This is a genomic window from Dechloromonas denitrificans, assembly GCF_020510685.1.
In the GTDB taxonomy this organism is placed as follows: domain Bacteria; phylum Pseudomonadota; class Gammaproteobacteria; order Burkholderiales; family Rhodocyclaceae; genus Azonexus; species Azonexus denitrificans_A.
The window spans coordinates 717,221-740,319 of the sequence record NZ_CP075185.1; the positions used below are offsets into that span (position 1 = coordinate 717,221).

Here is a 23,099-nt window from a genome sequence, read left to right on the forward strand (position 1 = left end):
CAGTACGGACTTTACCGATGAGAAAACCGACCCTTTACCAAAGCTTGAAAGCCAAGCGCCGCAGCCAGTCGCTGGTGATCGGCGTGACCTGGTACACCGAGGAAACCTGGGGCCAGGTCAAAGCCACGGCCGTGGACCCCGAATGTTTCGAGGAGTCATTCACCAAATGGAAAGCGATGGCCGTCGCGGCGCGGCGAAATTTCCAGCGCTCGGGCGTGCTCGCCCTGGAATGCCAAATCGATCCGCAGGAGTTCTTCGACTGGTGCACGCTGAACAAGCAGGAAAACAACTCCACCGCCCGGGGCGAGTTCGTGTCGGAAAAACTCAGCGCGGCGCACGAAGCCAAGGCTTGATTCGACCTGCCGGCCGGGCTGCCTTCGGAATAGTAGTCGCAGCAAGTTATTGGGTCAGCAGAGCTGCGTTAAAGTGACTTGCCATAGAACCGAGTCAGTTTATCCATGGCTTGATTCACATATTGCGGCTTCCAGTAGGTTTCAATGTGGGTCGCACCGTCAATCAAAAACAGTTCCTTGTCTTTCGCATTGACTGCATCCTTGAATGCGCTCTGCGTCATGTACAGCGAATCGGCCTTGCTGCCAGCGATCATCAGCAAGGGTTGATTGATCAAATCCATGTTGCTGGCTGCATCAAAGTTCATCAATTCGAGCAGGCTGCTCATCGTGTACCGGAAGGTCGAATTCGGATGCGCGTGTGTCTTCCAGTAATACTCGAAGCCCTGGCGATAGAGATCGAACGGCAACTTGGCAATCTGCTCGTCGGTCAGCATGGTGTCGGCAGCATAGATGATCTTGCCGCCAGCGGCTTCCTGGGCGCGAGCGTCAGAGGCCTGCTTCAGGCGTTCCTGGACCGTGTTCAGTTGGGAATCCATGTAGCCATTGCGTCGCACGAGACCAGAATTGAACATGCTCAACGTGGCGATGGATTTGAAGCGCTTGTCGGTTTGTGCGGCCTTTAGTGAATATCCGCCACCACCGCAGAGACCGAGCAAGCCAAGGCGAGCTGCATCGGCGCCGGCGTACTGGCTGATGAAGTCCGCCATGCCGTGAATGTCTTCAATGCGCCGGGATGGCTTGTCTACATTGCGCGGCATGCCGCCGCTCGCCCCTTGATAAGCCGCGTCTGCCGTGATGGTGATATAGCCTTGCTCAGCCAGGCGCTGGGCATACAAGCCAGCGACTTGTTCCTTGACGCCACCATTGGGGTGGGCAACCACAATCGTCGGATATTTCTTGCCAGGGTTGTAGTTCGCCGGGGTGTAAACGTTGGCAGCAATATCAAGACCATTCAGTTTGTAATTCACGGGATGAATATTGACTTTGCCTTTGACGTTTTCGGTGATCGCGCCTTCGTAGGCCAGCGTGAACGGATTTTGTTTGTAGTCTGCAGCCATGGAAACTCCCGAAAAAACACCGATGCTTACACTGACTGCCGCTGCTTTAATTAAGCTGGATTTCATGTTTGTAACTCCTGAAAAATCGAAGTCGTTTCAATTGGAAGCCGGGGGCAATTCAGTCCAGATGCTTTTCGGCAAGGAATCGCGACATCAGATCAGCAATCTGGACATTGTTGAGGTCGGAAAAAGGAAAGTGTGTGTTGCCGTGGATGCCGATCTCCGGCAGATGGATGACCTTCGCATCCCCGCCATGGCGATTGATTGCATCGGCCCACTGTCTGGCCATGGCGAGGCGCACGCGCCAGCCGTCCTGACCGGGATTGGCGACGGGTTCCTTGAGGATGAAATCGCCGTAGTAGATGACGATGGGGATTCGGGTCAGCTTGATGAACTCGGCCTGCGGGATTCCGCTGCCTTCCAGTGTGCCTGCGGCACTGGACATCGCTGGCGGTACCTCGCCTTCCGGAAAGACAAAGCCGCTCCCCGGTTCGTAGGAGACGATGGCCCGGATGCGCGGATTCTTCATGGCGGCCAGCCAACCCATGCCGCCACTGTGCGAATGAGTCACGAGGATGCCGGCACCGATCTTGTCGAACAAGGCAGAGATGGCATTGCTGGTCAGGTTCGTGTCGATAGGGCCGGTGTCCGGCGTCATTGCCCGGAAATACTGCTCCAGAGCCTCCGGTGAGCGGGAGAACTGCACGCCAGGGAAGTAGTTTGGCCAGATACCGACACGGAAGGTATCAAACCAGCGCTGGTCATCCGGCGTGGCGCTGATCGTTGTGGCTATGCTGCTTCGCCCCGCAGAACCGCGACGGGGCTGATCGAGCACATAGGTGGCGAAGCCGCGACGCAGAAAGATGTTCTGGTAGCCCTCACGGCCATCCGGTGTCGATTCCCAGGTCTTGGTGGATTGTCCGAAGCCATGCCACATCACCAGGGGCAATTTGCGCGAGTTGACCGGGACTTGGTAAAACACGCGGGCATGGTCGCCATGGAGCGTCTGACCACCGGAAGCCAGGTTGAGCGGATCGTAGCTGCCGGGGCTCTGAACAACCGTTCCACCCACAGCGAAACTGCCTTGTTCCTGGATCGCCAACGGTGCAACCGGCTTCTGCGGCGCTGCCACCGAGAATCCGGCTGTAAATAGCATGCAGCCTGCCAGGACGAGCACGTTCTTTCGCCAGTTTGAAGTCATGATCGAAAACTCCTTCGGTTGAATGGGTTACTTGGCCGGCAGCACTTCTTTGGCGACCGAAACCGCCGAGACAGCACTGGGCCAGCCTGAATAAAAAGCCAAATGGGTAATCGCTTCGGCTAGTTCTTCACGCGTTAGACCGTTCTGGATAGCCAGAGCAAGGTGCGAGCGGAGTTGGTCGGGGCGATTCAGTGCGATCAGCGCACTGACCGTTGCCAGGCTTCTATCCCGTTTCGACAGCCCGGGACGCTCCCAGATGTCGGCAAACAGCACGTTATCGGTTAGCTCGGCCAGCTTCGGGGCGAAATCGCCCATCAACTGCTGAGCACGGGAGGGCTGTCCGGAGGGGGTGACGCTTCCCTGGCCAGAAGGCGTATTGCGATATTGGTTAGCGGAGACCTTTTCCTGCCAGTCCACCGATTTGCCATCGACTTGCTCCTGGATGGCCAGGTGGGTCATGGCTGCTGTCGCCGACGCCCCGTGCCAATGCTTTTGGCCTGGCGGGATCGACACCACATCCCCGCGCTCGATGCGCTGAATGGGGCCATTCCAGAACTGGATCAGTCCGCTGCCTTCGGTCACGACCAGCATCTGTCCCAAGGGATGGGTATGCCAATCGGTGCGTGCGCCTGACGCGAAGGTGACGTAGGCTGCCGAGGCCCTGGCCGGCGCAGTCGGCGAAAAGAGCGGAGCCACGCGAGCCGTGCCGGTGAAATGCTCGGGCGGTGCCTTGTAGGGTGTTCGCGACGCGCTCCGCGAAATAGTCGCCGCGACAACATGCTCCGTTTCGATGGCAGCGGTGTTCGGCTCAATGCTGGTGGTTTCAGCAAACGAGGGTGACAAGACCGGCATCAATAGCAGCAGCAGGAGTGTTTGTTTCATGACCGATACCTTTTTCAGTTCGTATATGAATGAGCTTTCATAGCCGTGATTACAGTCCCGTCATGTTCAGCGCGTACTCGGGCAGACGCGCACCTTCCAGATGTAGTTTCGAGGCAGCCGACTCGATGCGCTGCAATTCGGCAGAGGTCAGTTCGATAGCGATGGCCCCCAGATTCTCTTCAAGGCGATGCAGTTTCGTGGTGCCGGGAATCGGAACGATCCAGGCTTTTTGCGCCAGCAGCCAAGCGAGCGCAATCTGGGCGGGAGTCACCCCTTTGCTCTCGGCAACTGCGCGAATCAAAGCGACCAGCGCGACGTTGGCTTTCAGTGCATCCGGGGCGAAGCGCGGAACCTGCGAACGGAAGTCGGAGCTATCGAAACGGGTGTTCTCGTCCATCTTGCCGGTCAGGAAACCGGCCCCGAGCGGGCTGAACGGGACGAAGCCTATCCCCAGTTCTTCCAGCGTCGGCAGCAATTCGCTTTCCGGGCCTCGCCACCACAGGGAATACTCGCTTTGCACGGCGGTCACCGGCTGAATGGCGTGAGCGCGGCGAACCGTCTGGATCCCCGGCTCGGACAGGCCGAAATGTTTCACTTTGCCTTCGGCGATCAACTCTTTCACAGCGCCGGCCACGTCCTCGATGGGGACACTGGGATCGACACGGTGCTGGTAAAACAGATCGATGGCATCGACCTTGAGGCGCTTCAGCGATGCCTCGGCCACCGCCTTGACGTGTTCCGGACGGCTATTGACGCCACCGGTGCGCTGCGCTGTCGCTGGATCGAGATCGAAGCCGAATTTCGTGGCGATGACTACCTGTCCCTTGAAAGGTGTAAGTGCTTCACCCAGCAATTCCTCGTTGACGAACGGACCGTAGACTTCAGCCGTGTCGAAGAAAGTGACGCCCAAATCGACCGCCTTGCGGATCAGCGCGATCATCTCCGTTTTGTCGCCGGCCGGACCGTAGGCCGAACTCATCGACATGCAGCCGAGACCCAGTGCAGATACTTCCAGACCGCTATTGCCGAGCATGCGTTTCTTCATGACGAATCTCCTTGGATGTGAGGGGCACACCGCTGTGTCTTATCCAGGCGCGTTTCGTGTGCTGATGTTCGTCAATGTAGTTGTCGCTGATTAATTTGTTAATACGCTAAAATCGGCATGGGTTTATGCGTGGAACTGATAAATGGCTGCCGGCGACTTTAGCGATCTTGTTGCGTTTATTGCTGTAGCGCGTGAAAGAAGTTTCACCCGCGCTGCTGCTCAATTGGGGATGTCGCAATCGGCGTTGAGTCACACGATTCGCAGCCTGGAAGCCCGGCTCGGGGTTCGCTTGCTGGCTCGCACCACGCGGAGTGTGTCGCCGACCGAGGCAGGAACCAAGTTGCTGGAAACCGTAGCCCCGCGCCTTGAGGAAATCGATAGCGAACTGGCGGCGTTAAGCGAGCAAAAAAACAAGCCCAGCGGCCTGATCCGCATCACGACCGCCGAACATGCGGCCAACACCGTGCTTTGGCCTCGCCTACAGGGACTTTTGCAGGACTACCCCGCAATCAGGGTCGAGATCAACGTCAATTACGGAATGACCGATATCGTTGCCCAGCGTTTTCATGCCGGCGTGCGCCTCGGTGATCAGGTCGAAAAGGACATGGTAGCGGTGCGGATCGGACCCGACCTCCGGGTTGCCGTGGTGGGCTCGCCGGACTATTTGTCTCGCAATCCGCGGCCGCAATCCCCTCAGGATCTTTCTCGGCACAAGTGCATCAATTTGCGTTTGCCGACCCACGATAGCTACATGGTTTGGGAGTTCGAGAAGGAGGGAAATCCCTTGAAAGCCCACGTCGAGGGGCAATGGACATTCAACATAGGGTCGCACATTCTTCGAGCGGCGGTGGCTGGTTGTGGTTTGGCTTACCTGCCAGCCGACATGGCAAAAGAGGAAATCGCCAGCGGGAAACTCATTTCGGTGCTGGAGGACTGGTGCCAACCGTATCCCGGGTATCACCTTTACTATCCGACAAGCCGGCAGTCTTCACCGGCATTTAGCCTCTTAGTGGAGTGCTTGCGGTATCGGGTTTGAGTTGTATTTCAATGCCCGGCATCAGGCTATTTGACCGGACGTTCATCGCTCCAGCCTGATTACAGTCGGTCATCGCCTCAAAGGTTTTCCCACTGGAAAGCCGGATAATGGCGGCCAATTCGTTTTGAACGCTATTTTTGGATTCCCGCATGGAAATTAAGGTCAATTTTCTCGACAAGCTTCGTCTCGAGGCCAAGTTCGACGACTTCACGGTCATTGCCGATCAGCCCATCCGCTACAAGGGCGACGGCTCGGCGCCGGGGCCGTTCGATTACTTTCTGGCTTCGTCGGCTTTGTGTGCGGCTTATTTCGTCAAGTTGTACTGCGACACGCGCAACATTCCGACCGAGCACATCCGCCTGTCGCAGAACAACATCGTCGATCCGGAAAACCGCTACCAGCAAATTTTCAAGATCCAGGTCGAGTTGCCGGCGGATATTTCCGCCAAGGACCGGCAGGGCATTTTGCGCTCCATCGAGCGGTGTACCGTCAAGAAGGTGGTGCAGACCGGGCCGGAGTTCGTCATCGAGGAAGTCGAGAGTCTCGATGCCGATGCGCAGGCCTTGCTGACGCTCAATCCGGATTCGGAGGCGAGCACCTATATCGCCGGCAAGGATCTGCCGCTGGAGCAGACCATCGCCAACATGTCCGGCCTGCTCGCCGGGCTGGGCATGAAGATCGAGATCGCCTCGTGGCGCAACCTGGTGCCCAACGTCTGGTCGCTGCATATCCGCGATGCGCATTCGCCAATGTGCTTCACCAACGGCAAGGGCGCCACCAAGGAAAGCGCGTTGGCGTCGGCGCTCGGCGAGTTCATCGAGCGGGCCAATTGCAATCACTTCTACAACGACAATTACTGGGGCGAAGAGATCGCCAACGCGGCTTTCGTGCATTACCCGAGCGAGCGCTGGTTCAAGCCGGGCAAGAAGGACGCGCTGCCCAAGGGGCTGCTCGATGACTACTGTCTGGAAATCTATAACCCGGATGGCGAGCTGCGCGGCTCGCATCTCTACGACACCAATTCCGGCAATACCGAGCGCGGCATCTGCGCGCTGCCCTACGTGCGCCAGTCGGACGGCGAGACGGTGTATTTTCCGACCAACCTGATCGACAACCTGTTCCTGAGCAACGGCATGAGCGCCGGCAACACGCTGGCCGAGGCGCAGGTGCAGTGCCTGTCGGAAATCTTCGAGCGGGCAGTGAAACGCGAAATTCTCGAAGGCGAAATCGCGCTGCCGGATGTGCCGGCCGACGTGCTGGCGAAATACCCCGGCATCGTCGCCGGCATTGCCGAACTGGAAAACCAGGGCTTCCCGGTGCTGGTCAAGGATGCGTCGCTGGGCGGCGAATTCCCGGTGATGTGCGTGACCCTGATGAACCCGCGCACCGGCGGCGTCTTCGCCTCCTTCGGCGCGCATCCGAGCCTGGAAGTGGCGCTCGAACGCAGCCTCACCGAACTGTTGCAGGGGCGCAGCTTCGAAGGCCTCAACGACCTGCCACGGCCGACCTTCGAGAGCAACGCCGTCACCGAGCCGAACAACTTCGTCGAGCACTTCATCGATTCGAGCGGCGTCGTGTCGTGGCGCTTTTTCAGCGCCAGGGCGGATTACGAATTCGCCGAGTGGGATTTCTCCGGCCAGGGTGAAAATTCCAACGCCGACGAGGCCGCGACGCTGTTCGGCATTCTCGAAGCCATGGGCAAGGAAGCGTACATGGCGGTGTATGACCAACTCGGCGCCACGGCCTGCCGCATCCTGGTGCCGGGCTACTCGGAAATCTACCCGGTGGACGACCTGATCTGGGACAACACCAACAAGGCGCTGGCCTTCCGCGCCGACATCCTGAACCTGCACCGTCTCGACGACGCCGGCCTGGAGGCCTTGCTGGAGCGCCTGGAAGACAGCGAGCTCGACGACTACACCGACATCATCACGCTGATCGGTGTCGAGTTCGACGAGAACACCGACTGGGGCCAGCTGACGATTCTGGAGTTGAAGCTGCTGATCAACCTTGCCTTGCAGGACTTCGCGGCGGCCAAGGAGCAGGTCGAGGCCTACCTGCAATACAACGAAAACACCGTCGAGCGCGGCCTGTTCTACCAGGCGCTCAACGTGGTGCTGGAAGTGCTGCTCGACGACGAGCTGGAACTGGACGACTATGAGGCCAATTTCCGTCGCATGTTCGGCGACCCGCGCATGGATGCGGTGCTCGGCTCGGTGGACGGCAGCGTGCGCTTTCATGGCCTGACGCCGACCAGCCTGCAACTGGAAGGGCTGGACCGGCACCAGCGCCTGATCGACAGCTACAGGAAACTGCACACAGCGCGGGGCAAGGCGGCGGCTTGATTCGGTTAGGGTTACGGGTCAGGGCTGGATCAGCCGTGGCCGGGCGTCTCCCGATGCGCTTCGGGCCGGGTGTTCTGATTCGCAGGCTTGGAAAGCCGACGTCCGTACCAAGTTGCCGTTGTAGGGCATGCAACCGATCGATTGCCAACCGATAGGCGCCGATTCGAGTTTGGCCGATGTGCCAGTGGTCTTAGCCGCTTTAGCGTGAGCGTTGCCGATTAGCTGACATCGCGTATTTCATTGAGTCCCGCTTCGCTGGCAGGCACGATGAATACCGCGCAGACGAGGCTTCCACAACCGAATGCAGCAATGATCCAAGCCATCGGCCACGGCGTTCCGTCGGCGAAGAAGCCGACCAGTGCCGAGCCGAAAATGCCGGTGCCGTACTGGATGGTGCCGACCAGCGCCGATATCGCGCCGGCCCGCTCGGGATAGCTGCTGAGCGCCCCGACAATCGAGTTGGCGACGATGAAACCGGTTGCCGAGACGAACAGGAAGAGCGGGATCAGCAGGCCGATCAGTCCGCCCAGGCCAATGCCGGTAATGATGGCCAGTAGCCCTCCCGAAATCGCCGCAGCAATTGCCCGTAGTGCGCCATGGCGCTCGGGATCGTCTGCCGGCTCCGCCGTTCTTCGGGCAAGGTTTCGGGGAGGGCGCGCAGTGCCCAAAGGGTGGCGATGCCAACGCCGACCAGGCTCCAGAAGATGAAGCGCCACGAAGCGACATGCAGGATGCCGCCGCCCAGGCTCGGGCCGATCAAGGGCGCGATGGCCATCACCGTCATCAGGCTCGACAACATCCGGGCCGCCTGGTGGCCGACATAAAGGTCACGAATCATCGCCCGGGCCAACACGACACTGGCGCAGGCGCCGAGGGCCTGGACGATTCGCCAGCCGATCATCGCCGTGACGGTCGTCGAGGTCGCGCAACCGGCCGAGCCGATGATGAACAGGAGCAGGCCGACCATGATCGGCAGCCGGCGACCGTAGCGATCGCCGATCGGACCCCAGAATAATTGGCCGAGGCTGAAGCCGACCAGATACCCGGAGATCGTCAGTTCGATCGTCCCGGCGTCCTCCTGCAACTCGGCGGCAATGGCCGGGAGAGCCGGCAGGTACAGGTCGGTCGAAATCGATGCAAAGGACAGCAGGGCGCTCAGAATCGCCAGGGTCTTGAGGCTGCAGCCGGGGGGCAGCGCCTGAGCTAGCTTGGTCTCACTCACCCGGCGGAAAATCCGTCGAGGCGGCGCGTTCGCTCTGCGTTTCAAAATCGGCAAGGCGGGCGCGCAAAGTCTGCAAGGTGCTGCTCAGTGCCAGCGAACCGAGGACTGTGCGCAGCGGTGCTGGTTCGCTGTCGACGCTGTCGATGATGCGCGCGGCCCCGGCCGGTTGCGGCCTGGCCTACCTGCCCGAGGACATGGTCGCGCCGTACATCGCGGCGGGTCCGCTGGTCCCGAGCTTGGGCGAGTGGTGCCCGCCCTTTCCCGGGTATCACCTGCATTTTCCGACGCGCCGTCAGACCTTTCCCGCCTTCCGGCTGCTCGTCGATGCCTTGCGCCACCAGGCTTGATCGCATCGGCGCGGGCCTAGGGAAGTCCATTATTGACCGGCGAGGATGCGGCAAACATACTCGCGGCCGACGCCGTCCAACCCATAGCCACCTAAGCGCGAATCCATGGAAATCCTGATCGACATCATCCTCAAGTCCGGACGCTCGGCCGTTGAACTGGCGCTCTTCGTGTTGTTGCCGGTGATGGTGGTGATGCTGTCGTTGATGCGCCTGCTCGAAGCGCGCGGCGTCCTCGACTGGGTGGTCGCCCGTCTGGCACCGCTGCTCCGGCCTTTCGGCCTGACCGGGCTGGGCGTCTTCGCCGCCTTGCAGATCAATTTCGTCAGCTTCGCCGCGCCGATGGCGACCTTGACGATGATGGAGCAGCGCGGCGCTTCCGACCGCCATCTGGCGGCGACGCTGGCGATGGTCTTCGCGATGAGCCAGGCCAACGCCGCCTTTCCGATGCTGACCATGGGTCTGAACTTCTCGACGACGCTGGTCTTCTCGCTGGTTGGTGGCCTGGTCGCTGCGGCCGCCACCTACTATCTGTTCGGCCGCGCCCTGTCGGTCGAGGAGGAGCGCCTCGACGAAACGCTGCACCATCCAGTGGCCGAGAGCGCCAAAGGCGTGCTTGACGTGATCAACCGGGCCGGGGCGGAGGCGTTCAAGATCGCCGTCGGCGCCATGCCGATGCTGGTGCTGTCGCTGGTCGTCGTGATGGCCCTCAAGCGGTTCGGCGCCATCGACCTGCTGACCCAATGGCTGACCCCGCTGCTGGCCATGGCGGCGATCGATCCGGTGCTGATCCTGCCGACGCTGACCAAGTATCTGGCCGGCGGCACGGCGATGATGGGGGTGATGGACGATATGCGCCGGAGCGGCCAGATCAGCGCCGAATTGCTCAATGCCAGCGCCGGCTTCCTGATTTCGCCGTTCGATATCCCCGGCGTCGCCGTCCTCATTTCCGCCGGCCGGCGCGTCGCCGCCGTCTGGAAACCGGCAGCGCTCGGCGCCTGCGTCGGCATCGCCGCGCGCACCGCCGGACATATCCTGGCCGGCTGAGCGCCGCCCGCTAAGGGCGGGGGCCGGGCACGCAAGCGGCCTGCCTTTGCCGTTAGTCGCTGCCGGCAAAGTGTCGGAATTCCGATGGCTGGTTGCTGTCCAATATCGGAATTCCGGCAGCGCCGCCGACTATCGGTTTATAAACCCCCAATAAATCAAGAGCATGGTTTCTTTTTGCTGGCTCGGTCGGGCTGGCACGCCATCTGCGTTGTCTTTCCTGCCGAAGCCATCCGCTGGCTTCTTTGCCCAACTGGAGACGTCATGAACCGATTTGCCCTTGCTGCTGCACTTGCCACTGCCCTGAGCGCTTCTGCCCTGGCCCCCGCCCATGCCCAGGAATCGCTGACCCTGAAGAAGATCAAGGAGACCGGGACGATCACCCTCGGCCACCGCGAATCGTCGATTCCGTTCTCCTACTACGACGACAAGCAGCAAGTCATCGGCTACTCGCACGAACTGATGCTGAAAGCCGTCGATGGCATCAAGGACAACCTCAAGCTGGCCAAGATCGACACCAAGCTGATGCCGGTCACCTCGGCCAACCGCATCACGCTGATCCAGAACGGCACGGTCGATATCGAATGCGGCTCGACGACCAACAATCTCGACCGCCAGAAACAGGTCGCTTTCTCGACCACCATCTTCGTCATCGGCACCAAGCTGATGGTCAAGAAAACCGCCGGCATCACCGATTTCGCCGACCTCGCCGGCAAGAACGTCGTGACCACCGCCGGCACCACCTCCGAGCGCCTGCTCCGCAAGATGAACGAAGACAAGAAGATGGGCATGAACGTCATCTCCGCCAAGGACCACGGCGAAGCCTTCCTGACCCTGGAAACCGGCCGTGCCGTCGCCTTCATGATGGACGACGCGCTGCTCTTCGGCGAAATGGCCAAGGCCAAGAAGCCGGGCGACTGGACGGTGGTCGGTACGGCCCAGTCCAAGGAAGCCTACGGCTGTATGCTGCGCAAGGACGACCCGGGCTTCAAGAAGGTGGTCGATGCGGCGCTGACCAAGGTGATGACCTCGGGCGAAGCCGAGAAGATCTACGCCAAGTGGTTCATGAACCCGATTCCGCCGAAGGGCCTGAATCTGAACATGCCCTTGTCGGATGAAATGAAGGCGCTGTACAAAGCCCCGAACGACAAGGCTTTCGAGTAAACAGCCGTACCCGGCTGCCGGCCCGTCGGGTCGGCAGCAGCCTGCCCCAAGGAGACTCGCCATGTCGAACCGTTTTCTTTCCCGCTGCCTGCTGATTGCCGCTGCTTGTCTGGCGGCCCTGCCGGCCTTCGCCGCCAAGCCCAATGTCGTCATCCTGGCCACCGGCGGCACCATCGCTGGGGCCGGCGCGGCGGCCACCAACAGCGCCACCTATCAGGCGGCCAAGGTGCCGGTCGACAAGCTGATCGCCGGTGTGCCGGAACTCGCCAATGTCGCCCAGGTGCGCGGCGAACAGGTTTTCCAGATCGCTTCGGAGAGCTTTACCAACGAGCATCTGGTGACGCTCGGCAAACGGGTCGCCGCGCTGGCCAGGCAGGGCGACGTCGACGGCATCGTGATCACCCACGGCACCGACACGCTGGAAGAAACCGCCTACTTCCTCAACCTGGTGGTGCATACCGCCAAGCCGATCGTCGTGGTCGGTTCGATGCGCCCCGGTACCGCGATGTCGGCCGACGGCACGCTGAACCTGTTCAACGCGGTCAGCGTGGCGGCGAGTCAGGATGCCCGTGGCAAGGGCGTGCTGGTGACGATGAACGACGAACTGAACAGCGGTCGCGACGTCGCCAAGACGATCAACATCAAGACCGAAGCCTTCAAGAGTCCGTGGGGGCCGCTCGGCATGGTGGTCGAGGGCAAGAACTACTGGTTCCGCCTGCCGGCCAAGCGCCACACGACGAATTCCGAGTTCGACATCGAGCAGATCGACGCCCTGGCGCCGGTCGAAATCGCCTACGGCTACGGCAATGTCAGCGACACCGCCTACCGGGCGCTGGCCGACAAGGGCGCCAAGGCGATCATCCACAGCGGGACCGGCAACGGCTCGGTGGCCGCCCGGGTCGTCCCGGCCCTGCGCGAACTGCGCGCCAACGGGGTGCAGATCATCCGCTCCTCGCACGTCAATGGCGGCGGCTTCGTGCTGCGCAATGCCGAACAGCCGGACGACCAGTACGACTGGGTCGTGGCGCATGACCTGAATCCGCAGAAGGCGCGCATCCTGGCTGCCGTGGCAATGACCAAGACCCAGGACAGCAAGGAACTCCAGCGCATCTTCTGGGAGTACTGAGCAAGCTGAAAAAGACGGAGTCGGTTTTCCGACAGGCTCCGGGGGATCCACAAAGGAGGAAATGATTTATGGGCTATCAATGGAACTGGGGTGTCTTCCTGCAGCCGAGCGCGAGCGGCGACGACACCTATCTGGGCTGGATGTTCGCCGGCTTCAAAATGACCATCGGGCTGTCCTTGAGCGCGTGGCTGATCGCCCTGTTGCTCGGGGCGCTGGTCGGCGTCCTGCGGACCGTGCCGAACAAGGTGCTGGCCGGTATGGCCACCGCCTATGTCGAGATGTTTCGCAACGTGCCGCTGCTCGTGCAGTTGTTCATCTGGTACTTCGTGTTGCCTGAGCTGCTGCCGGTCAGTATCGGTGATGCTTACAAGCAGACCAATCCGGTGATGCAGCAATTCCTCGCCTCGATGATCTGCCTGGGGCTGTTTACCAGTGCCCGGGTCGCCGAGCAGGTGCGGGCCGGCATCAATTCGCTGCCGCGCGGCCAGAAGAATGCCGGCCTGGCGCTCGGCTTGACGTTGCCGCAAACCTATCGCTTCGTGATGCTGCCGATGGCCTTCCGCCTGGTCGTGCCGCCGCTGACGTCCGAGTTCCTCAACATCTTCAAGAACTCCGCCGTCTGCTCCACCATCGGCCTTCTCGAACTGGCCGCCCAAGGCCGCCAGCTGGTCGATTACACGGCGCAGCCCTTCGAGTCCTTCATTGCCGTGACGCTGTCCTACATCATCATCAATGTCACCGTGATGACCCTTATGCACAAGTTCGAGCGGCGCATTGCGGTGCCCGGCTATATCGGAGGCAAATAACATGTACGAATTCGACTGGTCTTCGATTCCCGGCGCCTTGCCCTTCCTCTGGGACGGCATGAAGGTCACCCTGGTCATCACCGTGCAGGCCGTGCTCATCGGCATCGTCTGGGGCACCTTGCTGGCCATGATGCGACTGTCGCCGGTCAAGGCGCTGTCCTGGTTCGCCGCCGGCTATGTCAACCTGTTCCGCGCCGTGCCGCTGGTCATGGTGCTGCTCTGGTTCTTCCTGATCGTGCCGGAGTTTGTCGGGCAACTGTTCAACATTCCGAAGGGGACGGACATGCGTTTGTCTTCGGCGATGGCCGGCTTTGCCCTGTTCGAATCGGCCTATTACTCGGAAATCATCCGGGCCGGCATCCAGAGCGTGCCGAAGGGGCAGATTTCTGCGGCTTCGGCACTGGGCATGACCTACGGCCAGGCGATGCGTCTCGTCGTGCTGCCGCAGGCCTTCCGCAACATGGTGCCGCTGCTGCTGACGCAAGGCATCATCCTCTTCCAGGATACCTCGCTGGTCTACGTCTCGGCGCTCGCCGACTTTTTCGGTGCCGCCTACAAGGTCGGCGACCGCGACGGTCGACTCGTCGAAATGCTGCTTTTTGCCGGTGCCGTCTATTTCGTCATCTGCTTCTCCGCTTCGCAGCTCGTGAAGCGTCTCCAGAAAAAATATTCCCCGGCCTGAGCGCCAGCTTCAAGGAGAAATCCCATGATCAAGATTGCAAATGTCAGCAAGCAGTATGGCGACTTCAAGGTGCTTACCGATTGCACCACCTCGGTCAGCAAAGGTGAAGTGATCGTCGTCTGCGGCCCGTCCGGTTCCGGCAAATCGACGCTGATCAAGTGCGTCAATGGCCTGGAACCTTTCCAGTCCGGCGAAATCGTCGTCAACGGCATCTCGGTCGGCGACCGCAAGACCAACCTGTCCACGTTGCGCGCCCACGTCGGCATGGTTTTCCAGAACTTCGAACTGTTCCCGCACATGAGCATCACCCAGAACCTGGCCATCGCCCAGGTCAAGGTGCTCAAGCGCAGCCAGGACGAAGCGATGGACAAGGGCCTCAAGCTGCTCGACCGCGTTGGCCTGAAAGCCCAGGCCAACAAGTTCCCCGGCCAGCTGTCCGGCGGCCAGCAGCAGCGCGTGGCGATTGCCCGGGCGCTGGCGATGGACCCGATCTGCATGCTGTTCGACGAGCCGACTTCGGCCCTCGACCCGGAAATGGTCAACGAGGTGCTCGACGTGATGACCGAACTGGCCAAGGAAGGCATGACGATGATGTGCGTGACGCACGAAATGGGCTTTGCCAAGCGCGTTGCCAACCGCGTCATCTTCATGGACCAGGGCCGTATCGTCGAGGACGACAGCAAGGAAGCCTTCTTCGCCAATCCGCGTTCGGAACGGGCGCAGCAGTTCCTCGCCAAGATCCTGCACCACTGATATTCCGGCGCCTGCCGCGACGCTGCGGCAGGCCGACCGGCAGAATGAAAAACATAAAAGGAGACACCATGAACACACGACGCGAACACGATCTGCTCGGCGATGCCGATGTGCCGGTCGGCGCCTACTGGGGCGTCCATACCCTGCGCGCCATCGAGAATTACCCGATTACCGGCAAGACCATCGGCAGCTATGGCGAACTGGTCCGCGCCCTGGCCCTGACCAAGCAGGCCGCCGCCCTGGCCAATGCCGAACTCGGCCAGCTCGACCAGCGCCGCGCCGAGGCGATCATCGCCGCCTGCCGGGAGATCGCCGCCGGCCAGCTGCATGAAGAGTTTGTCGTCGACGTGATCCAGGGCGGCGCCGGGACGTCGACCAACATGAATGCCAACGAGGTGATTGCCAACCGGGCGCTCGAATTGCTCGGTCACCGGAAGGGCGACTATGCCGAGCTGCACCCGCTCAATCACGTCAACATGTCGCAGAGCACCAACGACGTTTATCCGACCGCCTTGCGCGTCGCCGCCTGCTTTGCCATCGGCGCCCTGCTCACGGCGATGGCCGGGCTGCGGGTGGCCTTTGCCGCCAAGGCCGAGGAGTTCAAGGACGTCCTGAAAATCGGCCGGACCCAGTTGCAGGACGCCGTGCCGATGACCCTCGGCCAGGAATTCTCGACCTACGCGGTGATGCTGCACGAAGACGAGCTGCGCCTCGGCGAGGCGATCGCGCTGATCCGCGAAATCAATCTCGGCGCCACCGCCATCGGCACCGGCATCAATACCGACATGCGCTACTCGAAGCTGGCCATCGACCACCTGTCGCAGTTGTCCGGCCTGGCGCTCGAAGCGGCGCCGAACCTCATCGAAGCGACCCAGGACTGCGGCGCCTTCGTGCAGCTCTCCGGCGTGCTGAAGCGCGTCGCCTGCAAACTGTCGAAGACCTGCAACGACTTGCGCCTGCTTTCCTCCGGCCCGCAGGCCGGGCTCAACGAGATCAATCTGCCGCCGCGCGCCGCCGGCTCGTCGATCATGCCGGGCAAGGTCAATCCGGTGATTCCCGAGGTGGTCAACCAGATCGCCTTCGAAGTCATCGGCAACGACGTCACCATCACCATGGCGGCCGAAGGCGGCCAGCTGCAATTGAACGCTTTCGAGCCGATCATCGCCCACAGCCTGTTCAAGAGCATCCAGCACCTGACCGCCGGTTGCCTGACCCTGACCACCCATTGCGTCCAAGGCATTACCGCCAATCGCGAACTGCTCGCCGAACGCGTCCGCACTTCGGCCGGCCTGGCGACGGCGCTCAATCCGTACATCGGTTACGAAAACGCCACGCGGGTGGCCCAGGAAGCGCTGCGCACCGGGCGCGGCGTCGCCGAACTGGTCGAGGAAATGGGCCTGATGGATGGTGCCACGCTGGCCGCCGTGCTGGCCCCCGAAGTTCTGACGGCGCCGCGCCGGATGAATTGATGGCGTACTGCGCTCAGCGTTGCCTGGCCCCGCCGACCGCCCGGTCGGTGGGGCTGTTGCGGCCGGTGAGCGGCGCCGGGGGCGGCCGTGCCAACGCTACAATGGACGCATCCTCCTGCCGCCGCCCCGATGCCTGAAGCCCGTTCGCCGATTCCGTCCTCTTTGCCCAAGCCGCACCGCGCCCTCGGTCTGGCGCTGCTGCTGGCGATTTTTCTGGCGGCCGGCCTGTTTGCCTATCGCCTCTCCGAGCGCGACGGCATCGACCGCATGCGCCAGGCGGCCAGCCATCAACTCGATACGCTGGCCGCCGCCATCGACAGCGAAGTGACGCGGCATGCCTCGATTCCCAGCGCCGTCGAACTGAATCCGGACGTCCTCGCCCTGTTGCGGGCGCCGGAAGACAAACAGGATGTGCTGCAGCCGGCAGCCAACCGCTTCCTGCAGAAACTCAACGACCACCTCGGCGGTCCGGCGATTTTCGTTCTCGATACCAAGGGGCGGGTTGCCGCTTCCAGCGACTGGATCTTTTCCGACAACCTGCTGGCGGCCGAGCTTTCCTACATGCCGTTTTTCCGCAACGCGGTGCGCGGCGTGCCGGCCCGCCATTACGCGGTGGACCATGTGCGCCACGAGCCGGGCTATTACTTCGCGTTGCCGATTCGCGACGAGCAGCAGGAGTGGAAGGTGATCGGCGTCGCCGTCGTCAAATCCGGCATCCGCGAGCTGGAACGGCGCTGGCTGGGCCAAGAGGCGCCGGCCCTGATCGTCGACAGCAGCGGCCTGGTGCTGCTCGCCTCGCCGCCCGACTGGCGCTACGCAACGCTGCAGCCATGGCCGAAGGCGGAACTCGAGCGGGTCAGCCGCGAACAGTTCGCCGGCCAGGCAATCGGCGCGGTAACGCTGGATATCGAACTGGAAGGCGCTGCCGACGGGGCCATCGTCCGCCTGCCCAAGCATCTGCGCGGCGACCTCAGCCCGCTGAGCGGGGCCAAGCCCTATCTCGCCCTGTCGCGCAATTTGCCGGGCACGGCCTGGCGCATCGTCGTCTTTTCCGACTTGCGGCCGGTCGCCGTCCAGGCGGCGACGCATGCCGCGTTGACCGCCGCCGCCCTCGGCTGCCTGCTGCTCGGCGCGCTCTATGCCAAGCAGCGCCAGCGCCTGGCGCGCGGCCGCGAAGAGGCGCAGGCGATGCTGCAACGGGCCAATCAGGAGCTGGAAAACAAGGTCGGCGAACGGACGGCCGACCTCTCCGAGGCCGTCGACCGGCTGCAGCGCGAAGTGGTCGAGCGCGAACGCGCCGAACAGACCCTGCGTTCGGCCCAGGACGAACTGGTCCAGGCGGCCAAGCTGGCGGTGCTCGGCCAGATGGCCACCGGCATCACCCATGAGTTGAGCCAGCCGCTCGGGGCGATCCGCACGCTATCGGCCAATGCCGTCGAGTTCATGCATCGCGGCGATCTGGTGACGGCCGAGAAGAATCTCGGCATCGTCGGCCAGCTGGCCGAGCAGGCCGGGCGTATCATCACGCCGCTGAAAACCTTTGCCCGCAAGTCGCCGGCCGTCTCGGCGGCGGTCGATGTGGCGCAGGCCGTCGATAGCGCGCTGTTTCTGTTCGAGCAACGGTTGCGCAAGCAGAACGTGACAGTGGACCGGCCAATTGCCGCTGATTCGTGGATCGCCTGGTGCGACCAGAACCGCCTGCAGCAGGTGCTGGTCAACCTGATCGGCAATGCCATCGACGCCATGGCCGAGCGGCCCGAGCGCCGCTTGCGCTTTGCCATCGCCCTGGCCGACGAGCGGCGCCTGGCGCTGACCGTCAGCGATACCGGCAGCGGCTTCACGGCGCAGGCGCTGGAACATCTGTTCGAGCCCTTCTTCACCACCAAGCAACCGGGCGAAGGTCTTGGCCTGGGGCTGACCATCTCGCGCGACATCCTGCGCGATTTCGGCGGCGACCTGCTGGCCGAACCGGCGCCCGGCGGCGGCGCCTGTTTCACCGTGCTATTGCCGCTCTCGATCAACGCTGATCCACCAAAGGGTTTGCCATGAAGGCCCCGCTTGCCGTGCTGCTCGTCGAAGACGATCCGAATGTCCGCCTGGGCTGCGAACAGGCCATGCAACTGGCCGGCATCCCGGTCGATGCCGTGGCTACCGCCGAGGAGGCGCAGCGCCGGCTGAGCGCCGACTACGCCGGCATCGTGGTCAGCGACATGCGGCTGCCCGGCATGGACGGCATGGCGCTGCTGCGCTGGGTCAATCAGCTCGATCCCAATCTGCCGGTGATCATCATCACCGGCCATGGCGACGTGACGCTGGCCGTCGAGGCGATGCGCAGCGGCGCCTACGACTTCATGCAGAAGCCGTTCTCGACCGGCGATCTGGTCGATGTCGTCCGGCGGGCGCTGGAAAAGCGCGAGCTGGTCCTTGAGGTTGAGGCGCTGCGCCGCCGGCTCGATCATCGCGACGATCTCGAGGCCCGGCTGATCGGCCGCTCGCCGCAGATGGCCAAGGTCCGCCAGCTGATTCTTGACGTCGCCAATGCGGCGGTCGATGTGCTGATTTTCGGCGAAACCGGCACCGGCAAGGAGATGGTCGCCCGCTGCCTGCACGATTTGAGCGGCGCCCGGCAGGAGAACTACGTCGCGCTGAATTGCGGCGGCATGGCCGACAACCTGCTCGACAGCGAACTGTTCGGCCATGAACCGGGGGCTTTCACCGGCGCACAGAAGCGGCGCATCGGCAAGATCGAATACGCCAGCGGCGGCACGCTGTTCCTCGACGAGGTCGAGTCGATGCCTATGAACATGCAGATCAAGCTGCTCCGCGTCTTGCAGGAGCGGGTCATCGAGCGGCTCGGCTCGAACCAGCAGGTGCCGGTGTCCTGCCGGGTGGTGGCGGCGAGCAAGGAAGATCTCAAGCTGCTCTCGGATCAGGGGAAATTCCGCGCCGACCTCTATTACCGCCTCAACGTCGTGCGCATCGAGCTGCCGGCGCTACGCGAACGGCGCGAGGATATTCCGGCGCTCTACGACGAATTCCTGCTCCAGGCCGCCAAGCGCTACAACCGGCCACCGCCGCCGCTGACCTCGGAGTATCTGCGCCAGCTGATGGCCCAGGACTGGCCGGGCAATATCCGCGAACTGCGCAATGCCGCCGACTGCCACGCCCTCGGCATCGGCCGCGACGGCGCGACGCCGGGCGTCGGCAGCACGCCGCAATCGCTGACCGAGGCCGTCGAAAACTACGAGCGGGTGCTGATCGCCAACGAATTCACCAAGCAGGACGGCAATATCGCGCGGACCAGCGATGCGCTGAAGATCGCCCGCACGACGCTGCACGACAAGCTGAAGAAGTACGGGCTAATCTGAGCCGGCCGGCAGCCAGCCGAATTTGCGGAACAGGAATTCCACCGCCCAGAGGCTGAAATAGGTGGCAAACCAGGCAAAAACGGTGTCCGAAAGGAAATGCCCGCCCGGCACCATGCGGACCAGCGCGAACAGGCCGCCGCCGACGAGGCTGGCGAGCAGCCAGCGGCGGCGCGCGGCCGGGGCGCCGAGCCAGCCGAACGCCATGATGAACGAGGCGGTGGCGACATGGCCGCTGACGAAGGAGCAGTTCTGTGCGCATTGATCGGCCGGAATGAAGGCCGGCGTGAACTGCCGGCTACCACCGAACTGTTCGACATTGACCGGCCGGGTCCGGCCGGAGTGTTCCTTCAGCGTCGCATCGACCAGCAGCACCGGGCCGAGCAGGGCGCCGGCCAGCAGGAAACCGAGGGTTGCCCGGCGCGCCTTGAGGCGCGGCAGGCGCGACCAGAAACTGAGCAGCCAGAGCAGCAGCAGCCCGACCAGCAGGCTCTGGCCGAGCCGGGGCAGGCCGCGGTAGGGAATGGCCAGCCAGAGATCCTCGCGATTCAGCGCCCAGTGGCCGGCGCCGCGGTAGAACAAGCCGCTGGCCAGCAGGTCGAGCTGCGGAAAGGCGATGAACAGCCCGGCCAGCAGGCCGAAGGCGATCAATACCAGGCGCGTTTCAGTAGCCCTTGAAGTCACGGAGCAGGTAGACCTTCATGTCGCGTGTCGTCTGCGCATCGAGCGGCGCCTGCAGCACGGCCAGCGGTTCGACGCTGGCGAAGCGGCTGGCGAAATCGGCCCCCGGCGGGTCCTCGGTGATCAGCAGCGCATCCTTGCCGAGCCACGGCCGCAGGTCGGTGGTCAGCTTGTAGTGGTCGCTCGCCGCGCCGCTCGGATTCCAGCTCGCCGCCGCCGGCTTGAGGTCGCGCAGTTCGTAGAGCATGTGGGCGAGCAGCGTGCGGTTGTCGGCGATCAGCACGCTGTCGGGGTGGGCGGCAATGATCGGCGTGAGCTGCCGGCCGAGTTCGTCCCAGCCCATGGCGCGGTTGAACGGCGTCTTTTTCGCCGGATTCTGCACATCGGCGGCGGCCAGCAGGCTCGGCCAGTGATAGACGACGCCAACCAGCAGGAGATTGATGGCCAGCGCGATCAGCAGCAGGCGTTGTTTTTTCCGCTGGACCAGCCAGGCGACGGCGGCGATGGCGGCGGGGGCAAAGGCCGGAGCCGCCCAGTTGGCATTGGCGCCGCCTTTGAGCGCCTGGGCTGAAACGACCAGCCACAGCGGCAGGGCGAACCACAGCAACAGCCGGGTCCGGTCGTCGCGCCAGCTCTGCCGGGCCTGGGCGAGCAGAATGAAGAAAACGCTGCCGACGATCGGGCCGAAGGAAATCCACTGCGCCGCCCAGAATTCAGCCAGCGGCGCCAGGCCACCGGCCGCCTTCTTGTTCAATGTGATGTCGGCGGTGTGCTTGAGGGTCGGAAAGTCGTGGGTGAAATTCCAGTAAATATTGGGGGTCAGGATCAGCAGCGCCAACCCGGCGGCCAGCCAGGGTTTGGCCGAAGCCAGCCGTGGCCGATGGCCGGCGAGCAGATGCAGGAAGGCGGCGCCGAGCCAGACCGCCATGGTGTATTTCGACAGCAGGCCGAGGCCGCAGACGCCGCCGAGCAGCAGCCAGTCGGCCCAGGCATCGCTGTCGAGCGCCCGCAGATAGGCCCATAGCGCCAGCACCCAGAACAGGGTGAGCAAGGCGTCGGTCGACACGAACAGGCCGAGCCAGCCGAACATCGGCAAGGTCAGCACGGTCAGCGCCGCCCAGAAGGCGATGCGCTGGTCGTAGAGGCGGCGGGCGATGGCCCAGCAGGCGGCGGCGGCCAGCGGATAGCAGAGCATGGCCAGCGCCTTGACGCCGAGCAGGCCGTCGCCGAACAGCGCGGTGGATAGCCAGATCAGCGCGGCGACGCCGGGCGGCTTGGAGAAGTAGCCCCAGTCGAGGTGCTGCGCCCAGGTCCAGTATTGCGCTTCGTCGACATAAAGCGTGATGCCCAGTTGCGGCACCACCCAGAAGCGCCAGGCAAGCAGCAGCGCCGCCAGGCCGAACAGTAATTTGCCGCCGGATTTCAGGTCGGTTGGGCGGCCGAACGCGGAACTCACGCCGGCTTGTGCCAACCTTCGTCGGCGTTCAACAGGCGCTCGGGACGGGCCGCGTAGGAGCGGATGGTGCCCGACTCGAAATAGATGCGGGCAAGCAACTCGGACAGTACGCCGGTGGTGATGAAATGGATGCCGGCAATCAGCGTGCCGATGCCGACGATGAGCAGCGGCCGGCCGCCGATGTTCTCGCCGAGGCCGAATTTGACCCAGGCCAGCCAGGTCATGATCAGGCCGGAAAGCGCCGTCAGAGCGAGGCCGATGCCGCCGAAGAAATGGCCGGGCCGGGCACGGAAGCGCATGAAGAAGTAGACGGCGATCAAATCGAGAATAACGCGGAAAGTCCGCGAAATGCCGTACTTGGAAACGCCGGCGGTGCGTGCGTGGTGCGTCGTCGGCTCCTGGGCGATCCGCCGCGGCGTGGTGACGGTGGCCAGCCAGGCCGGGATGAAGCGGTGCATTTCGCCGTACAGCCGGACGCTCTTGATGACGCTGCCGCGGAAGGCTTTCAGGCTGCAGCCGTAGTCGCGCAGATGGACGCCGGTCATCCGGGCGATCAGCTTGTTGGCGATCTTCGACGGAATCTTGCGCAGGAACAGGCCGTCCTGGCGGTTCTGGCGCCAGCCGGCGACCAGATCGAGGTCTTCGTTCAACAGCCGGGCGACCATGCGCGGAATGTCGACCGGATCGTTCTGCAGATCGCCGTCCATGGTCACGATCACGTCGCCGCGCGCCGCATCGATACCGGCCTGCATCGCCGCCGTCTGCTTGAAGTTGCGGGTCAGTTCGACGATGCGCACGTGCGGGCCGTACTCCTTGGCCGCCTGGACAGCGCGTTCGACCGTCGCGTCGCTGCTGCCGTCATCGACCAGCACCAATTCCCATGGATTCTCGTAGCCGACCAGGGCTTCATGCACGCGCTTGACCAGTGGCGCGATGTTCTCTTCCTCGTTGTAGAACGGGACGACGATGGAAAGGCTGTGCGGGGGCATGGAGAGGGCGGCGCTCATGGGTAGATCCGGCGGGAAAGGCGGCATTTTAACGTGAAACTCGCTCACCCCGCTTGCCGG

22 protein-coding genes are annotated in these 23,099 nt (G+C 62.8%); 14 read left to right on the plus strand and 8 right to left on the minus strand.

The window, feature by feature from the left end:
- The first annotated feature begins 17 nt into the window (after window positions 1-17).
- Complete coding sequence (locus tag KI611_RS03540) at window positions 18-353, plus strand: hypothetical protein (protein WP_226418452.1); 336 nt, start codon at window positions 18-20, stop codon at window positions 351-353.
- 68 nt (window positions 354-421) lie between these two features.
- Here KI611_RS03540 and KI611_RS03545 read toward each other — a convergent pair whose 3' ends face one another.
- Genes KI611_RS03545 through KI611_RS03560 form a run of 4 tightly spaced genes read right to left on the minus strand, consistent with a single transcriptional unit; the run spans window position 422 to window position 4,539 of the window.
- Complete coding sequence (locus tag KI611_RS03545) at window positions 422-1,477, minus strand: alpha/beta hydrolase (protein WP_226418453.1); 1,056 nt, start codon at window positions 1,475-1,477, stop codon at window positions 422-424.
- Window positions 1,478-1,529: 52 nt separating this feature from the next.
- On the minus strand, window positions 1,530-2,612 hold the full coding sequence (locus tag KI611_RS03550; protein WP_226418454.1) for an alpha/beta hydrolase: 1,083 nt from the start codon (window positions 2,610-2,612) through the stop codon (window positions 1,530-1,532).
- Window positions 2,613-2,639: 27 nt separating this feature from the next.
- The gene (locus KI611_RS03555) at window positions 2,640-3,494 is read right to left on the minus strand and encodes a cupin domain-containing carboxymuconolactone decarboxylase family protein (RefSeq protein ID WP_226418455.1); all 855 of its coding nucleotides are present in this window, start codon (window positions 3,492-3,494) and stop codon (window positions 2,640-2,642) included.
- A 49-nt stretch (window positions 3,495-3,543) separates the two neighbouring features.
- Entirely contained in the window at window positions 3,544-4,539 is a 996-nt protein-coding gene (locus KI611_RS03560) for an aldo/keto reductase (RefSeq protein WP_226418456.1), read from the minus strand.
- Between the two features lie 142 nt (window positions 4,540-4,681).
- Between KI611_RS03560 and KI611_RS03565 the strand changes: the two genes are divergently transcribed.
- From KI611_RS03565 to KI611_RS22085, 3 genes are all read left to right on the plus strand, one after another.
- Entirely contained in the window at window positions 4,682-5,575 is an 894-nt protein-coding gene (locus KI611_RS03565; RefSeq protein ID WP_226418457.1) for a LysR family transcriptional regulator, read from the plus strand.
- Between the two features lie 149 nt (window positions 5,576-5,724).
- The gene (locus tag KI611_RS03570; RefSeq protein ID WP_226418458.1) at window positions 5,725-7,920 is read left to right on the plus strand and encodes an OsmC domain/YcaO domain-containing protein; all 2,196 of its coding nucleotides are present in this window, start codon (window positions 5,725-5,727) and stop codon (window positions 7,918-7,920) included.
- 309 nt (window positions 7,921-8,229) lie between these two features.
- Window positions 8,230-8,355, plus strand: a complete 126-nt coding sequence (locus KI611_RS22085; protein WP_264180087.1) for a hypothetical protein — start codon at window positions 8,230-8,232, stop codon at window positions 8,353-8,355.
- An 82-nt stretch (window positions 8,356-8,437) separates the two neighbouring features.
- Here the strand turns inward: KI611_RS22085 and KI611_RS03575 are convergent, their stop codons facing one another.
- Entirely contained in the window at window positions 8,438-9,142 is a 705-nt protein-coding gene (locus KI611_RS03575; RefSeq protein WP_226418459.1) for an MFS transporter, read from the minus strand.
- Window positions 9,143-9,249: 107 nt separating this feature from the next.
- Here KI611_RS03575 and KI611_RS03580 point away from each other — a divergent pair, with 107 nt between their 5' ends.
- The 10 genes from KI611_RS03580 to KI611_RS03625 all read left to right on the plus strand — a co-directional run bounded on the left by KI611_RS03580 (window position 9,250) and on the right by KI611_RS03625 (window position 19,898).
- Complete coding sequence (locus tag KI611_RS03580; RefSeq protein ID WP_226418460.1) at window positions 9,250-9,489, plus strand: LysR substrate-binding domain-containing protein; 240 nt, start codon at window positions 9,250-9,252, stop codon at window positions 9,487-9,489.
- A 105-nt stretch (window positions 9,490-9,594) separates the two neighbouring features.
- Window positions 9,595-10,533 carry a nucleoside recognition domain-containing protein gene (locus tag KI611_RS03585; protein WP_226418461.1) on the plus strand — a complete coding sequence of 313 codons (939 nt, stop codon included), beginning with the start codon at window positions 9,595-9,597 and terminating at the stop codon, window positions 10,531-10,533.
- 261 nt (window positions 10,534-10,794) lie between these two features.
- Window positions 10,795-11,694, plus strand: coding sequence for a glutamate/aspartate ABC transporter substrate-binding protein (locus KI611_RS03590; RefSeq protein ID WP_226418462.1), 900 nt, complete (start codon window positions 10,795-10,797; stop codon window positions 11,692-11,694).
- 61 nt (window positions 11,695-11,755) lie between these two features.
- Window positions 11,756-12,820, plus strand: coding sequence for an asparaginase (locus KI611_RS03595; RefSeq protein WP_226418463.1), 1,065 nt, complete (start codon window positions 11,756-11,758; stop codon window positions 12,818-12,820).
- 68 nt (window positions 12,821-12,888) lie between these two features.
- Window positions 12,889-13,626 (plus strand): amino acid ABC transporter permease, encoded by a 738-nt coding sequence (locus tag KI611_RS03600; RefSeq protein ID WP_226418464.1) that lies wholly within the window; start codon window positions 12,889-12,891, stop codon window positions 13,624-13,626.
- Between the two features lies 1 nt (window position 13,627).
- A complete protein-coding gene (gene gltK / locus KI611_RS03605) occupies window positions 13,628-14,308 on the plus strand; it encodes a glutamate/aspartate ABC transporter permease GltK (RefSeq protein WP_226418465.1) in 681 nt (226 codons plus the stop codon).
- Between the two features lie 24 nt (window positions 14,309-14,332).
- Entirely contained in the window at window positions 14,333-15,061 is a 729-nt protein-coding gene (locus tag KI611_RS03610) for an amino acid ABC transporter ATP-binding protein (RefSeq protein WP_226418466.1), read from the plus strand.
- A gap of 68 nt (window positions 15,062-15,129) precedes the next feature.
- Window positions 15,130-16,530, plus strand: a complete 1,401-nt coding sequence (locus KI611_RS03615) for an aspartate ammonia-lyase (protein WP_226418467.1) — start codon at window positions 15,130-15,132, stop codon at window positions 16,528-16,530.
- 87 nt (window positions 16,531-16,617) lie between these two features.
- On the plus strand, window positions 16,618-18,579 hold the full coding sequence (locus KI611_RS03620; protein WP_226418468.1) for a sensor histidine kinase: 1,962 nt from the start codon (window positions 16,618-16,620) through the stop codon (window positions 18,577-18,579).
- Complete coding sequence (locus tag KI611_RS03625; RefSeq protein ID WP_226418469.1) at window positions 18,576-19,898, plus strand: sigma-54-dependent transcriptional regulator; 1,323 nt, start codon at window positions 18,576-18,578, stop codon at window positions 19,896-19,898. Before KI611_RS03620 ends, KI611_RS03625 begins: the two co-directional genes overlap by 4 nt.
- Here KI611_RS03625 and KI611_RS03630 read toward each other — a convergent pair.
- Genes KI611_RS03630 through KI611_RS03640 form a run of 3 tightly spaced genes read right to left on the minus strand, consistent with a single transcriptional unit; the run spans window position 19,890 to window position 23,039 of the window.
- Window positions 19,890-20,579: a phosphatase PAP2 family protein gene (locus KI611_RS03630; protein ID WP_226418470.1), complete on the minus strand. Its 690-nt coding sequence runs from the start codon at window positions 20,577-20,579 to the stop codon at window positions 19,890-19,892. The two genes, KI611_RS03625 and KI611_RS03630, sit on opposite strands and share 9 nt — an antisense overlap.
- A complete protein-coding gene (locus KI611_RS03635) occupies window positions 20,560-22,032 on the minus strand; it encodes a glycosyltransferase family 39 protein (protein WP_226418471.1) in 1,473 nt (490 codons plus the stop codon). Before KI611_RS03635 ends, KI611_RS03630 begins: the two co-directional genes overlap by 20 nt.
- The gene (locus tag KI611_RS03640; protein WP_226418472.1) at window positions 22,029-23,039 is read right to left on the minus strand and encodes a glycosyltransferase family 2 protein; all 1,011 of its coding nucleotides are present in this window, start codon (window positions 23,037-23,039) and stop codon (window positions 22,029-22,031) included. The genes KI611_RS03635 and KI611_RS03640 overlap by 4 nt, the downstream gene beginning before the upstream one ends.
- Between the last annotated feature and the right edge of the window lie 60 nt (window positions 23,040-23,099).